This is a genomic window from Mesorhizobium sp. Root102 (genome assembly GCF_001425625.1).
Classification (GTDB): domain Bacteria; phylum Pseudomonadota; class Alphaproteobacteria; order Rhizobiales; family Rhizobiaceae; genus Mesorhizobium.
The window spans coordinates 32,757-46,079 of sequence record NZ_LMCP01000012.1; the positions used below are offsets into that span (position 1 = coordinate 32,757).

Below are 13,323 nucleotides of genomic sequence, written 5' to 3' on the forward strand. Positions count from 1 at the left end.
CCCCACCCGTCCATCCGCCTTCGGCGGCCGTCCACCATCCCCTCAAGGGGGAGGGGAACCAGCGCCAGGAACCGCCAATGACCGCTACTAAACCCGTCGAAGAGCAGGTCGAAGGCCTCCCGCCGGGCTTCGGCGACGGCATCGCCGGCAAGGCTGCCTTTCTCATCGCCGTCGCCTTTTCCGTGTTCCAGATCTATGTCGCCGCCTATGGCAGCATTCCGAGCCAGGTGGTTCGGGCCATGCATGTCGGCTTCCTGCTGCTGCTCGGCTTCGGCCTGATCGCCAATTTGCGCGCCAAAAGCATGCCGGCGAAAGCCGCGTTCTGGACGCTCGGTGTGCTCGGCTTCGGCACCGGCCTGTACAATTGGGTTTTCTATGCCGATCTCATCCGGCGCTCCGGCTTCCTGACGACGCCGGACCTGATCGTCGGCGCGGTTCTGGTGGTGCTGGTCTTCGAGGCGGCGCGGCGGCTGATGGGCCTGCCGCTGGCGGTCATCGCCCTCCTCTTCCTCGCCTACTGCTTCGTCGGCAACCATCTGCCGCCGCCGTTCATCCATCGCGGCTATGATTTCGCCCAACTCGTCGACACCTTCGCCTACGGCACCGAAGGCATATACGGCACGCCGATCTATGTCTCGGCCGCCTATATCTTCATCTTCGTCGTCTTCGCCGCCTTTCTCGAACGCGCCGGCATGATCGCGCTGTTCAACGATTTCGCGCTTGGCCTTGTCGGCACATGGCGAGGCGGCCCGGCACAGGTCTGCGTGCTGTCGTCGGCGCTGATGGGCACCATTTCCGGCTCGGGCGTGGCCAATGTGGTGGCCAGCGGGCAGTTCACCATCCCGCTGATGAAGCGCTTCGGCTTCCGCTCGGCTTTCGCCGGCGCCGTCGAGGCGACGTCCTCGATGGGCGGCCAGATCATGCCGCCGGTGATGGGCGCGGTCGCCTTCATCATGGCCGAGACGCTGAACGTGCCTTATGCCGACGTGGTCAAGGCGGCGATCATCCCGGCGCTGCTCTATTTCGGAGCCTGCTTCTGGCAAGTGCATCTGGAAGCCGGCAAGGCCGGGCTCACCGGCATGGCCAAGGCGGACCTGCCCAACCCGTGGGACGCGGTGCGGCAACACTGGCCGCTGGTGCTGCCACTGGCAGCCCTGATCTACCTGCTGTTTGCCGGCTATACGCCGATCTTCGCCGGCACGATGGGCCTGGCGCTGACCATCGTGCTCATCCTCGGCACACCACTGGCGGCGGCGATCGGGCCGCTCGCCTTCCGCGTCGTCTTCTGGCTGGCGCTCGGATTTGCCGCTGCTTCGTTCATGAAGTTCGGCGTCAACCTCCTCGGCCTGGTCATCGTCGCACTGGTTGTCGCTTGCTTCACCTTCAAGGGCGGCCGCGAAACGCTGCGTATCTGCGTCGACTCGCTTGCCGAAGGCGCCAAGAACGCGCTGCCGGTCGGCATCGCCTGCGCCATCGTCGGCATCGTCATCGGCACGCTGACGCTGACCGGCATCGCCTCGACCTTCATCGGCTGGATCATCTCGATCGGCGAAGACAATCTGTTCCTGTCGCTGGTGCTGACCATGCTCACCTGCCTGGTGCTCGGCATGGGCATCCCGACCATTCCCAACTACATCATCACCTCGTCGCTGGCCGGGCCGGCGCTGCTGTCGCTCGGCGTGCCGCTGCTGGTCAGCCACATGTTCGTCTTCTATTTCGGCATCATGGCCGATTTGACGCCACCGGTGGCGCTGGCCGCGTTTGCCGCCGCGCCGATGGCCAAGGAAAGCGGCCTCAAGATCGGCATCCAGGCGACCAAGCTCGCCATTGCGGGCTTCGTCGTGCCGTTCATGGCGGTCTACACCCCGGCGCTGATGTTGCAGGACGCCGGGCCGATCGCCGCCCAGTTCGGCTATCCCGTCGAGGTCGCCTACATCGTCGCCAAGGCGTGCATGGGCATCGTGCTGTGGGGTGCCGCCGCCGTCGGCTTCCTTGTCAGGCGCATGGCATGGTGGGAGCGACTCGTCGCCTTCGCCGCCGGCGTGCTCTTGGTCGCCGCGGTGCCGCTCACCGACGAGGCCGGCTGGGCGCTGTCGCTTGCCTGGATCGGCTGGCATTGCTGGCGAGCGCGGCCGGCCACTGCATGAGCCTGTGCATCCTGGCCGCCGGCAAGACGGTGACGCTGACGGTTGCCGCCTTCACCCTATCGTGGACGCATTCGGTGGAACGGACGCGCTGGGAAGAGGACTGGAAGGTGATGCCTTCCGGCCTGCAGGTGATCGAAGCCCGGATCAAGGGGTCGGGCGCCGGCATGGAGCCGCCGGAAGGCGCGATGCTGCGCGACGGCTGGTGGATCTACGCGCCTGATGTCGGCCCGCAGCGGCGCGTCGTGCTCGCCGCCTCCGGCGCCACCGGCGACGGCTGGACGCTGTGTTCGGTTCAGGGCTGCCGTGAACTGGGCAAGGCGGCCGGTAGCTCCATTGTGCTGGAGCCATGCGGGTTGGATGGCACGAGCCAGCCGCGATAGCACACGATCAAGTTGGTGAGCGGATGGGAAATCTCGACATGGAAGCGGGCATCCCCAGCAGGCGCCCTGAGTGGCCTCGTCCTTCGAACTGGCGGCTGGATAAACTGTGCGTGCCGAATGTCCGCGTCCAGGTTTCTTCCGCCTTGTCGGCGTCGAATCCCGCTGCTCCCCCAGAGCTCCGCTTTCTAGCCAAGGAACCGCTCCCGCAGTTCGGCGGAAGGGACCTCGCAACTGTCCTTCCTGCCGAACAGCGCGTAGCGGTTTTTAGCAATGCGATCGTAGAGCCAGTCGCGCAGCGGGCGCGGCAGCAACATCAGAGCCTTCGTCGCCCGCCACTGCCAGCCGAGTTCCGACATGACGGCGACAAAACTGTCGAGCCGCGTGAAAGCGACGCCATCGATCGGGACGAGATTGGTTTCATAGCTGTCCGGGCGCAGCCCGTGCTTCCTGAACAGCGCTTCGCCGAATGGCGACTGCGCGGTGGCGAAGCGGAAGCGGCTTTGGCGGTCGAGCCTGACCACCATGCGCACGAAGCCGGAGCACAGCACGCAGACGCCATCGAAGACGATTAGCGGATGGCGTGCATCGAAGGATGTTTCGGAGGGACGGCTTGGCTGGGGAAGGTCGGTCACGCTGGCCTCGGCTGCTTGTGCCCTTAGGACACTAAGCCAGCCGAAGGCGGTATCAAAGCCGTGGCGATGTCGCACGCCGCCTGTCGGCAAGAGCGGGACGCTCGGCGCGATAGGTGGTGGCGCGGGACTCCGCGGCCGGCCTGCAGATCCGGCTGTCGTGGCGATTTTCGAATGCCATGATCAGTGCGCGCTCACACCGAGCGAGTTGCCTCGACGGGCGCAAGCCGGGCCGGGGCCGCGCATGTAATAGCGCTCGGGCCGATAGGTCGGCGCAACGAATTCGCGGATGGCGGCGGCATAGCCGATGAGGTGCGCGAGGAAGTTCATTACCTTGTCCCTGTCCCGATTTTCGGATGTCCCTTCCGAATTGCGGTCATCATAGCGTCGAGGCGTGAATAGTCGGTGAACGTGATGTTAATATCTGGTCGAAAATGCCTCGCTTCGTGGCCGGAATGCGGCTGATTCGGGGTCTTTCCGTGCAGTTGGTCGGCATTGCGCCCAATGTGACTTTTGCATCACATATGTTTCGTTTGAATGTCGCCTGCGTGCGGTTCTGTTTCAACTTTTGCCGCGCCCGTGAAATTTCCGTGCCGGCGGCCAGAACGCCTCGGGGGCGCTTGGCATCGGGATCAATGCTGGAGCACGGAACTGGAGCGGGCTCTGTCCGTTCTCACCTTCATCTGTTTCTGGAAGGGAAGATATCATGGCGCCGCGTCCTGCCTGGAAGGGTTATTTGAAGCTGTCGCTGGTCACCTGCGCCGTCGAGCTGACCAATGTCGTAACCCACACCGAGAAGGTTTCGTTCCGGGTGCTGAACCGCAAGACCGGCAACACGGTGAAACGCATCTATGTCGATTCCGAAACCGGCAAGCCGCTCGGTGACGGCGACGAGATCAAGGGCTACGAAGTCAGCGACGGCGATTTCGTCCATATCGAGGAAGACGAGATCGAGGCGGTGCAGATCGAGTCCTCGCACACGTTGGCGCTCGACGGGTTCGTCGACAAAGCCTCTATCCAGCAAATCTACCTCGACACGCCCTATTATGTGGCGCCGGCCGACAAGGTGTCGGAGGAGGCGTTTGCCGTCATTCGCGATGCGATGGCGGGCAAGAAGATGGCCGGGCTGGCCCGCATCGTGCTCTACAGCCGCGAACGCCCGGTGGTCATCGAACCGCTGGGCAAGGGCATGGTGCTGACGACGCTGCGCTACGACAACACGGTGCGCCAGCCGGACACGGTGTTCGGCGACATCAAGGCGGTGAAGACCGACCAGGAGATGACCGATCTGGCCGAACTGATCATCGACAAGAAGAAGGCCAAGTTCGACCCCTCGAAGTTCGATGACAAATACGAGGATGCACTGCTGGAGCTGATCCGTGCCAAGAAGGCCGGCAAGAAGGCGCCCACGGCCAAGGCGGCGCCCAAGCCTTCCAATGTCGTCAATCTGTTCGATGCGCTGAAGAAGAGCCTGTCGTCGGATAGCGGCTCAACGAAGGCTTCATCGGCGAAAGCCCGAAGCGCCAGGCCGAAAGCCGGCGCGCCCAAGCGCAAATCGGCCTGAGGACATCAGGGATGGCAAGCCTCGAACAATATCACGCCAAGCGCGATTTCAAGAAGACCGCCGAGCCGGCCGGCAAGGTTTCTCGCGACAAGAAAGCCAAGGCCGGCGGTATCTTCGTCATCCACAAGCATGCGGCGACGCGGTTGCATTACGATCTGCGGCTTGAGCATGACGGCGTGCTGTGGAGCTGGGCGGTGACGCGCGGCCCGAGCCTCGACCCGCATGAGAAGCGGCTTGCCGTGCATGTCGAGGACCACCCGATCGACTATGCGCCGTTCGAGGGCACCATCCCCAAGGGCGAATATGGCGGCGGTTCGGTCATCGTCTGGGACGAGGGCACCTGGACACCCGAGATCGATCCCGCCAAGGCGATGAAAAAAGGCCATATCAGCTTCGAGCTGAAAGGCCACAAGCTGCACGGTCTCTGGCATCTGGTCAGGCTGAAGCCGCGCGCGGGTGAAAAACGCGACAACTGGCTGCTGATCAAGTCCGACGATGCCGCCGCGCGGCCGGGGGAGGACATTCTCAAGGAAGCGCCGGAATCGGTGAAGTCGGGCCTGACGATCGAGGAGGTCGGCGAGGGCAAGACGGCCAAGGGCGACAAGCCAAAAGTATGGCATTCCAACAAACCGGCCGCCGCCAAGGCGAAGGCCGGCAAGCGCCTCGACTTTGTCGAACCGCAGCTCGCCACGCTGGAGCGGGAAGCCCCGTCGGGCAAGGATTGGCTGCACGAGGTGAAGTTCGACGGCTATCGCATGCAGGCACAGATCGCCGGCACCGAGGTGCGGCTGCTGACCCGCACCGGCCTCGACTGGACGGAGAAATTCGGCGGCGAGATCGTCGCGGAACTGGCCGGACTGAAGTGCAGCGATGCCATCATCGACGGCGAGATCGTCGTGCTGGCCGACAGCGGGGTGTCTTCCTTCTCGCTGCTGCAGCAGGATCTGTCTGCCAATCGAACCAACCGCTTCATCTACTATGTCTTCGACCTCATGCACCTCGACGGGAAGGATTTGCGCCGCGAGCCATTGGTCGAGCGCAAGCAGGCGTTGCAGGACTTGCTCGGCAAGCAGCCGGAGAATGCGGCCGTCCGTTTCAGCGACCACTTTTTCGAGCCTGGTAAGATCATGCTGGAGCATGCCTGCCGCATGGGGCTGGAAGGTGTCGTCTCCAAGCGCGCCGATGCGCCCTATCGCAGCGGCCGCGGCCCCACCTGGGTGAAGTCGAAATGCACGGCGCGGCAGGAATTCGTCATCGGCGGCTATCTGCCGTCGGAGAAGACCGGGCGCGGACTGCGTTCGCTGCTGGTCGGCTATTTTGAAGGCGGCAAGCTGCGCTATGCGGGGCGCGTCGGCACCGGCTTCTCGGTCAAGGGCGCAACCGATCTCAAGAAGAAACTCGATGCGCTGAAGGCAATCTCATCGCCCTTCGACACTACCGTGCCGAAGGGCAAAGGCCTGGTCTGGGTCAAGCCGGAACTTGTCGGCGAAGTGGAGTTTCGCAGCTGGACGTCGGACCGTATAATACGCCACGCCTCGTTCCAGGGATTGCGCGAGGACAAGCCGGCGGAGGAAGTCGTGCAGGAAAAGCCCAAGGCGCCGACGGCAGCGACAGGCAAGGCGAAGCCAGCGGCCAGCAGCGCCGCCAAGACTGCCGGGTCGATGACGACCACGGTAAAACTCTCCCACCCCGACAAGCTGTTGTGGCCGGACGAAAAAATATCCAAGCAGGGCCTGCTCGACCACTACGCGCAGGTCTGGCCGCGCATGGAAGAGTTCGTCGTCAACCGGCCACTCAGCCTGGTGCGGGCGCCGGACGGTGTCGGCGGGCCGCGCTTCTTCCAGAAACACGCCTCGGCCGGCATGAGCGACAAGATCGCCCGCATGAAAGACCCGACCGACGGCGAGGAGATCCTGTTCATCCGGGATTTCGACGGTGTTGCAGCACTGGTCCAGTACGGCGTGGTCGAGATCCACATCTGGGGCTGTACCGTCGAGAAGCTTGAACAGCCGGACCAGATCATCTTCGATCTCGACCCCGATGAAGGCGTCGACGTCAAAGCGGTGCGCGAGGCGGCACTCGACATCAGGGGCAAGCTCGACGAGCTGTCGCTGCCGAATTTCGTCAAGACCTCAGGCGGCAAGGGTTTTCATGTGCTGGTGCCGCTGAAGCCATCGGCGGATTGGGAGGCGGTGAAGACCTTCGCCCATGATTTCGCCAAAGCGCTCGAACAAGGCGCTCCGGATCGCTACACGGCGACGCTGTCGAAGAAGGCGCGCACGGGAAAGATCTTCGTCGACTACCTGCGCAATGGCAGGGGCTCGACGACGGTCGCGCCCTATTCGTCACGCGCCAAGAAGGGCGCCACCGTGTCGATGCCGGTGACCTGGGCGGAGATCGAGGCCGGCCTGGCGCCGAACGCTTTCCCGATCGGCGACAAGACGACGCTGAAGCAACTGGCGCAGGCAGATCCTTGGGCGGATTTCTTCAGGCAGGGGAAGGTGCTGAAGCGGGGCTAGGGCTTCCTCTCAAGCCAAAAACACCCTCTCAAACGCTTGCTTGCCCGGCGGCGAGAAAATGACCGCGCGGCTGTCCGTCTCGCGGCGCGCCCATTTCTCGGCAAGGATCTTGTCGAGGATGGCGGCGCCCAGCGTGCCGGCGAGGTGCGAGCGGCGCACGCTCCAGTCGAGGCAGGCGCGGCAGACCGGCCGGCGCGGCCTGGTGTAGAGATCGATGCCGATGGCAGCGAAATGCGAAGCGGCCGATGGCCCGAGCCTGATCTCCTGTTCGTCGCGGACCAACACGTTTTTATCGACGAGGCGATCGAGCATCGCCACCGCCTGCTCGCCGGCGAGGTGATCGTAGCAGACGCGCGCCACGCGCATCGCTCCGTCGCGCGGGCCCGGCCGCACGCGCTTTGGCCCAACGGCTTCCGCGACACCGGTGATGGCTTCGATCATGCCCGCCACCTGTGGGCCGGCGAGGCCGTAATAGCGATGGCGGCCCTGGCTCGCCACCGTCAACAGCCCGCCTTCCATCAGTTTGCCCAGATGCGAGCTGGCTGTCGGCAGCGAGACGCCGGCCTCGAGCGCCAGTTCGCTCGCCGTCAGCGCCGTGCCGCCCATCAGGGCATTCAGCATGTTTGCCCGCGCCGGGTCGCCGACCAGGCTGGCGATGCGGGCGATGTCGGGTCCTTCGCGCATAGTTCGTTCCTCATCGAAGCATCCCTGTCAGATAACCACTATTCTCCGATCGGATCAAGGAGACGACGATGACCGCACGAACCGCTTTCCCCTCGGCACCGCAGCCCAGCCGCCAATCGTTCCCGTTCGTCACCTGGCTTCGCTCGCGGCTCAAGGCCCGCTGGTATGACCGCCATTTGCAGCGTCTCGACCTTGCCGAGGTCGACGACCATCTGCTGCGCGACCTTGGCCTGACTCGGCAAGACGTGCGCCACGAATGCGCGAAATCCTTCTGGCAGGAATGACCCGCAAAGGAATTGCCTAGCAGACCAGGCGGCACGACGTTTCGACGCCGCTCGAACTATCGACGCGGAAACCCAAGGAGACCATCATGACCATCACCTGCTTCATCCGCTACGAGATCGACCCGTTCGGCAAGGCGGCCTTCGAGGAGTACGCCCGCAACTGGGGCCAGGCCATTCCGCGCTGCGGCGCCGATTTGATCGGCTACTACGCCCCGCATGAGGGCTCGGCAACGACCGCCTATGCCGCCTACAACATCGACAGCCTGGCGGCCTACGAAGCCTATCGCGCCCGGCTTGCCACCGATCCCGCCGGCAAGGCAAACTACGAGTTTGCCAAGCGTGAAAGATTCATCCTGAAGGAGGACCGCATGTTCCTGAAACACGTCTCGGGACCGCACGCGAAACTGGTGCTGCCGTGATCGCCGTCATCTTCGAGGTCGAGCCGGCGGCGGGCAGGCGCGACGCCTATCTGAGCATCGCCGCCGACTTGCGTCCTCTGCTCGACGGCATCGACGGCTTTCTCTCCATCGAGCGTTTCCAGAGCCTGGTCGATTCGAATCGCATCCTGTCCTTGTCGTTCTGGCGCGACGAGGAAGCGGTGAAGGCCTGGCGCAACACCGAAGAACACCGGCAGGCGCAGAAGGCCGGCCGTGGCGGTATCTTTGCCGGCTACCGACTGCGCATCGCCCATGTCGTGCGTGATTATGGGCTGACGGAGAGGGACGAAGCGCCGCAGGACAGTCGGGCGGTGAATGGGTGAGTGAGGCTACTCACGCATTCCCGATCAGCACACCGGCCGCGAACACCAGGGCGCCGCCCAGAACCACCTGGAAGGCGGCACGCAGGAAGGGCGTCTGCATGTAGCGGTTCTGGACGAAGGCAATCGTCCACAGTTCGAAGAACACCACAACCGCAGCGACGGCTGTCGCCGTCCAGAAATGCGGGATGAGATAGGGCAATGCATGGCCAAGGCCGCCCGCCGACGTCATGACGCCGGTGGTGATGCCGCGTTTTATCGGCGAACCACGGCCCGATAGCTTGCCGTCGTCGGAAGCCACTTCGGTGAAGCCCATCGAGATGCCGGCGCCGATCGAGGCGGCAAGCCCGACCAGAAAGGTCTGCCAGGTGTCATGCGTGGCAAACGCCGCGGCGAAGATCGGCGCCAGCGTCGACACCGATCCGTCCATCAATCCTGCAAGCCCCGGCTGCACATAGGTGAGGATGAACTGGCGCTGCTCGGCAGCGGCCTCTTCGTCCTTCACTTCGCCCGGCACGTGCTTTTGCTCCAGGCGCTGCGCCAGCGTCTCGTGCCCCTGCTCGGCCAGCGCCAGATCGTCGAGCAGTTTTCTGGTCGAGGCATCCGTGGTGCGCTTGGCGGCCTCGACATAGAACAGATAGGCCTGCCGCTCCATCGCCTCGGCCTGGCTGCGCACGTGCTCGATGCCAAGGGGTCTCACCAGCCAGTCGGGCTTGCGCTCGTAGTAACCCTTCACATGTTCGCGCCGGATCAGCGGGATGCGCTCGCCGAACCGATTTCGGAAAAGCTCGATCAGCGCATCGCGATGGCCATCCTCTTCCTCGGCCATCTCCTCGAACACTTTTGCCGATTGCGGGAAGGTGTCCGCCAGCCCGTCGGCATAGGCCCGGTAGATGCGTCCGTCATCCTCCTCGGACGAAATGGCCAGCGCCAGGATCTCCTGTTCGGACAGCGATTCGAAGGGACGGCGGCCGAAGCCGAAAACACGGGAAAGCATGAGGAATTCACCCTAGTTTAGAATAGTTCTAAACTAGGGTTTTGAACGCCTTTGGTCAATTGCGCGCTTGGGTCGCGGTCAAGAATTGTGGAAGCCCCGTGCGCACGGCGGCCCTTCATTATCAGTGAATGTTCACCTATATAGCTGAGCTCGAGCCAAGTACAAGGAGTCATGAGATGACAGCAAAACAGCCTCCGCACCCCTATGATCCCAAGCCCGTTCTCGATCTCATCGCCAGCATCGAGGCCGATTTGCAGCGCCTGAAAGGCCTGGTCGAGCAGCAGGTCGAGAAATTCGACCCCGCCAATCCGCACAACAAGGCGCCGGACGGCAAATTGACGGAGGAAGGCGTCGAGTGCTGCTACCGCATGTTCGACGAGGGCAAGTCGCGCTATTCGGTCGCCCAGCAGATGAAGATCTCCTTTGCCGCCGCCAGCCACCGGTTCAACAACTGGCGCAAGCTGGGTGGGACCAAGAGGCAGAGGACGCTGTTGGGGTGAGAACCCGGTTCGCGCAGGCGAATTGAAAGTTCCGGGGGACCTTTCAAGGACTCGAACCGGGGACGTGCCGGCAGCGTGCCCCCGGTTGGCGCACTCGAGCGTAGTGCGGAAATCGCGGCGATGGCCGGCAGTCCAGAGGGGGGGTGTGCAGCCGTGGCGTTGGCGGCCGCCCCGCCAAACTTTGTAACGGTCACATTTTTTCATTGGTGCGCCGCATCTGTTTGCGGGCATCATGGAAAGACCCCTGCCCACTGGACCTCACATGACCGCAACCACCCCTCCCGGCATCGCCGACATCCATGCCGCCGCCGCGCGTCTCTCCGGCCTGATCGTCGAAACCCCCTTGATCGAATCGCAAGAACTGAACAAGCGCTTCGGTGCTCGCATCCTGTTCAAGCCGGAAACGCTGCAGCGCACCGGTTCGTTCAAGTTTCGTGGCGCCTACAACAAGCTGTCGTCGCTCAGTGAAGAAGAACGCAGCCGAGGCGTCGTCGCCTTCTCGTCGGGAAATCATGCGCAAGGCGTCGCGGCGTCGGCGGCGATGTTCGGCGTCAAGGCGGTCATCGCCATGCCCGCCGATGCGCCGGCGATGAAGATCGCCAATGTCCGCAAGATGGGGGCTGACGTGGTACCGTTCGACCGTTTTCGCGACGACCGCATGACCGTGATCCGTCCTTACATGGAGAGAGGCATGGTGCTGGTTCCGCCCTTCGACGACCCAGCCATCATCGCCGGCCAGGGCACGATCGGCCTCGAATTGATGCGCCAGGCAAAAGCGCTTGGCGTCAGCCTCGACGCGATCGTCATTCCCTGCGGCGGCGGCGGCCTGACCAGCGGCATCTCGGTTGCGGTCAAGGACGCCTCGCCCGACACCGCGGTCTGGGCGGTGGAGCCAGAGCATTTCGACGACACCCGCCGTTCGCTGGCCGCGGGAGCCAGGGTTTCGAACGAGCCCGGCCATGCCTCGATCTGCGACGCGATCCTGACCGCCGAGCCCGGCCTGATCACTTTCGAGATCAACCGCAGGAACCTTGCCGGTGCCATTGCCGTCTCCGACAAGGCGACGGCAATGGCGATGCGCGACGCCATGGCCTATCTCAAGCTGGTGGTCGAGCCCGGCGGCTGCGTCGCGCTGGCGGCACTGTCATCGGGCGAGATCGAACTGTCGGGCAAATGCGTTGCCGTAGTGCTGTCCGGCGGCAATGTCGATTTCGGCACCTATGCCGAGATCATGGCGGCGTAGGGTAGCGAAAGGTCCGATCACGAAGTCGATGTCCGAGGAGATCCGGCATGGGAGACCAGGAGACAAGAGCGGCTCTGGATCGCCACTGGGCCGCCTCGGATGCCAGCGACTTCGAGGCGGAACATCGGATCTACCGGGAGGACGCAGTGCTCGACTATCCGCAATCGGGCGAGCGCATAAGCGGGCGGCGAAACATCCAGTCGTCCCGCGCCGCGCAGCCCAATCAAAAGCGCTTCACGGTGCGGCGGATCGTCGGGGCTGGCGATCTCTGGGTCACTGAATTTGTCCTCGCCTATGACGGGCGGCCGTCCTACACCGTGAGCATCATGGAGTTCCTCGATGGCAAGGTCGCCCGCGAGACCCAGTATTTCGCCGATCCGTTCGAGCCAGGACCTTCGCGCGCGCAATGGGTCGAGCGGATGCCGTGAACCCTGGCCGCGCTGAGGATGGTCATGTATCGCCCGCTCACGCGCTCCGAACTGCCAGATGACACGGCATCGCTGGCCCGCACCCTCATCGGCAAGCTCGTGGTGCGCGAGCTGCCTGAAGGCATTGCCAGCGGCCGCATCGTCGAGACCGAGGCCTATGTGGCCGGCGACGCCGCCGGGCACGGCTACAGGGGGATGACCCCGCGCAACCGTTCGCTGTTTCTCGATCGAGGGCACGCCTACGTCTATCTCGCCTACGGCATCTCCTACATGCTCAACGTCTCTAGCGAGATGCCGGGGATTGGAACCGGTGTGCTGATCAGGGCGCTCGAGCCACTTGAAGGCATCGCGATCATGCGGCTCAATCGCGGCATCGAGCGCCTGCGCGACCTGGCGCGGGGGCCGGGAAGGCTCGCCCAGGCGTTGCGGATCGATCGTTCGCTCGACGGGCTCGACCTTTGCCGCGAAGGCTCGCTGTGGCTCGCACGCGATGCCCATGAGCCCGGCGAAATCGGGCAGAGCGTCAGGATCGGCATCTCGAAGGATGCGAGCCGGCTGCTGCGATTTTATGTCAGGAAGAGCCCGTTCGTCAGCGGTCCAGCTTCGCTCAACCGTTGAGAGCTCGTCAGCCACAATGGCGATGCACGATGCTCAGGCCAATTTCAGGCTGGCCAGCGCGACGCAGACGGGTACGGCTCTATTGCAAAACGGGCAAGTGCGCGTAGTTTCGTTCGCGTGAAACATGAGTACATCATGAGCCTTTCGATCTATCACGCCACGAAACAAAAATTGCTCACTCACGGAGTGAAAAACACAGAGGATGGCAACCTTACTCTTACTGATAAGAGGCTATTCCTGCTGTTCGTTAGACTCGAAAGAGCGCGACGGTCGAAATGCTTTGAAGCCGTTCAGGCGGCGGTTTGTGCCATTGAGACTTATGCAAAATCTATTGGAAAACGGCAGGTAGCAATTTTCGCCTATATGTATATGCGTTTCTCTGACGGAACCCCCAAAATGACCCACCTCGACGAGACCTTGGAGGGTGGAGGCGTGAGAAAAATAAAGGAATATAGACGACCGGTCACCGACGAAGAGATTACCATCGCTGCATGGGCACGTGTCAAATTCGACCGATATGAAAATAGTTTCTTTCGCGCGTTGTATAGCAATCGGCGGTAAGGCGACCGAATA

General features: G+C 63.3%; 16 protein-coding genes. 12 read left to right on the forward strand and 4 right to left on the reverse strand.

Features of this window, described 5'->3' with window-relative positions; translation table 11 throughout:
• Positions 1–77 precede the first annotated feature (77 nt).
• Both ASD12_RS11280 and ASD12_RS11285 read left to right on the forward strand, forming a co-directional pair.
• Complete coding sequence (locus ASD12_RS11280) at positions 78–2,147, forward strand: TRAP transporter permease (RefSeq protein WP_056585405.1); 2,070 nt, start codon at positions 78–80, stop codon at positions 2,145–2,147.
• On the forward strand, positions 2,144–2,527 hold the full coding sequence (locus ASD12_RS11285; protein WP_056585407.1) for a DUF1850 domain-containing protein: 384 nt from the start codon (positions 2,144–2,146) through the stop codon (positions 2,525–2,527). The genes ASD12_RS11280 and ASD12_RS11285 overlap by 4 nt, the downstream gene beginning before the upstream one ends.
• Positions 2,528–2,712: 185 nt before the next feature.
• Here the strand turns inward: ASD12_RS11285 and ASD12_RS11290 are convergent, their stop codons facing one another.
• On the reverse strand, positions 2,713–3,159 hold the full coding sequence (locus ASD12_RS11290; protein WP_056585409.1) for a DCC1-like thiol-disulfide oxidoreductase family protein: 447 nt from the start codon (positions 3,157–3,159) through the stop codon (positions 2,713–2,715).
• A 180-nt stretch (positions 3,160–3,339) separates the two neighbouring features.
• Positions 3,340–3,486, reverse strand: a complete 147-nt coding sequence (locus ASD12_RS34835; RefSeq protein WP_082525385.1) for a hypothetical protein — start codon at positions 3,484–3,486, stop codon at positions 3,340–3,342.
• 376 nt (positions 3,487–3,862) lie between these two features.
• Here ASD12_RS34835 and ASD12_RS11295 point away from each other — a divergent pair, with 376 nt between their 5' ends.
• Both ASD12_RS11295 and ligD read left to right on the forward strand, forming a co-directional pair.
• Positions 3,863–4,720: a Ku protein gene (locus ASD12_RS11295; protein WP_056585410.1), complete on the forward strand. Its 858-nt coding sequence runs from the start codon at positions 3,863–3,865 to the stop codon at positions 4,718–4,720.
• 11 nt (positions 4,721–4,731) lie between these two features.
• Positions 4,732–7,239, forward strand: coding sequence for a DNA ligase D (gene ligD, locus ASD12_RS11300; protein WP_056585412.1), 2,508 nt, complete (start codon positions 4,732–4,734; stop codon positions 7,237–7,239).
• Positions 7,240–7,248: 9 nt separating this feature from the next.
• Here the strand turns inward: ligD and ASD12_RS11305 are convergent, their stop codons facing one another.
• Positions 7,249–7,923: a winged helix-turn-helix domain-containing protein gene (locus ASD12_RS11305; protein ID WP_056585414.1), complete on the reverse strand. Its 675-nt coding sequence runs from the start codon at positions 7,921–7,923 to the stop codon at positions 7,249–7,251.
• 68 nt (positions 7,924–7,991) lie between these two features.
• Here ASD12_RS11305 and ASD12_RS11310 point away from each other — a divergent pair, with 68 nt between their 5' ends.
• The 3 genes from ASD12_RS11310 (at position 7,992) to ASD12_RS11320 (ending at position 8,967) form a co-directional block, all read left to right on the forward strand.
• The gene (locus ASD12_RS11310) at positions 7,992–8,207 is read left to right on the forward strand and encodes a DUF1127 domain-containing protein (protein WP_056585416.1); all 216 of its coding nucleotides are present in this window, start codon (positions 7,992–7,994) and stop codon (positions 8,205–8,207) included.
• Between the two features lie 86 nt (positions 8,208–8,293).
• The gene (locus tag ASD12_RS11315; RefSeq protein WP_056585418.1) at positions 8,294–8,626 is read left to right on the forward strand and encodes an NIPSNAP family protein; all 333 of its coding nucleotides are present in this window, start codon (positions 8,294–8,296) and stop codon (positions 8,624–8,626) included.
• Complete coding sequence (locus ASD12_RS11320) at positions 8,623–8,967, forward strand: antibiotic biosynthesis monooxygenase (RefSeq protein WP_056585420.1); 345 nt, start codon at positions 8,623–8,625, stop codon at positions 8,965–8,967. Before ASD12_RS11315 ends, ASD12_RS11320 begins: the two co-directional genes overlap by 4 nt.
• A 10-nt stretch (positions 8,968–8,977) precedes the next feature.
• Here ASD12_RS11320 and mbfA read toward each other — a convergent pair whose 3' ends face one another.
• Positions 8,978–9,961 (reverse strand): iron exporter MbfA, encoded by a 984-nt coding sequence (mbfA, locus tag ASD12_RS11325; protein WP_056585422.1) that lies wholly within the window; start codon positions 9,959–9,961, stop codon positions 8,978–8,980.
• A gap of 176 nt (positions 9,962–10,137) precedes the next feature.
• Here mbfA and ASD12_RS11330 point away from each other — a divergent pair, with 176 nt between their 5' ends.
• The 5 genes from ASD12_RS11330 (at position 10,138) to ASD12_RS11350 (ending at position 13,311) form a co-directional block, all read left to right on the forward strand.
• A complete protein-coding gene (locus tag ASD12_RS11330) occupies positions 10,138–10,461 on the forward strand; it encodes a hypothetical protein (RefSeq protein ID WP_056585424.1) in 324 nt (107 codons plus the stop codon).
• 262 nt (positions 10,462–10,723) lie between these two features.
• On the forward strand, positions 10,724–11,704 hold the full coding sequence (locus tag ASD12_RS11335; protein WP_056585426.1) for a threonine/serine dehydratase: 981 nt from the start codon (positions 10,724–10,726) through the stop codon (positions 11,702–11,704).
• A gap of 47 nt (positions 11,705–11,751) precedes the next feature.
• On the forward strand, positions 11,752–12,132 hold the full coding sequence (locus ASD12_RS11340) for a nuclear transport factor 2 family protein (protein WP_056585428.1): 381 nt from the start codon (positions 11,752–11,754) through the stop codon (positions 12,130–12,132).
• Positions 12,133–12,156: 24 nt separating this feature from the next.
• Positions 12,157–12,750, forward strand: a complete 594-nt coding sequence (locus ASD12_RS11345) for a DNA-3-methyladenine glycosylase (RefSeq protein WP_244482825.1) — start codon at positions 12,157–12,159, stop codon at positions 12,748–12,750.
• A 135-nt stretch (positions 12,751–12,885) separates the two neighbouring features.
• On the forward strand, positions 12,886–13,311 hold the full coding sequence (locus ASD12_RS11350) for a hypothetical protein (protein WP_156398580.1): 426 nt from the start codon (positions 12,886–12,888) through the stop codon (positions 13,309–13,311).
• The last annotated feature ends 12 nt before the right edge of the window (positions 13,312–13,323 follow it).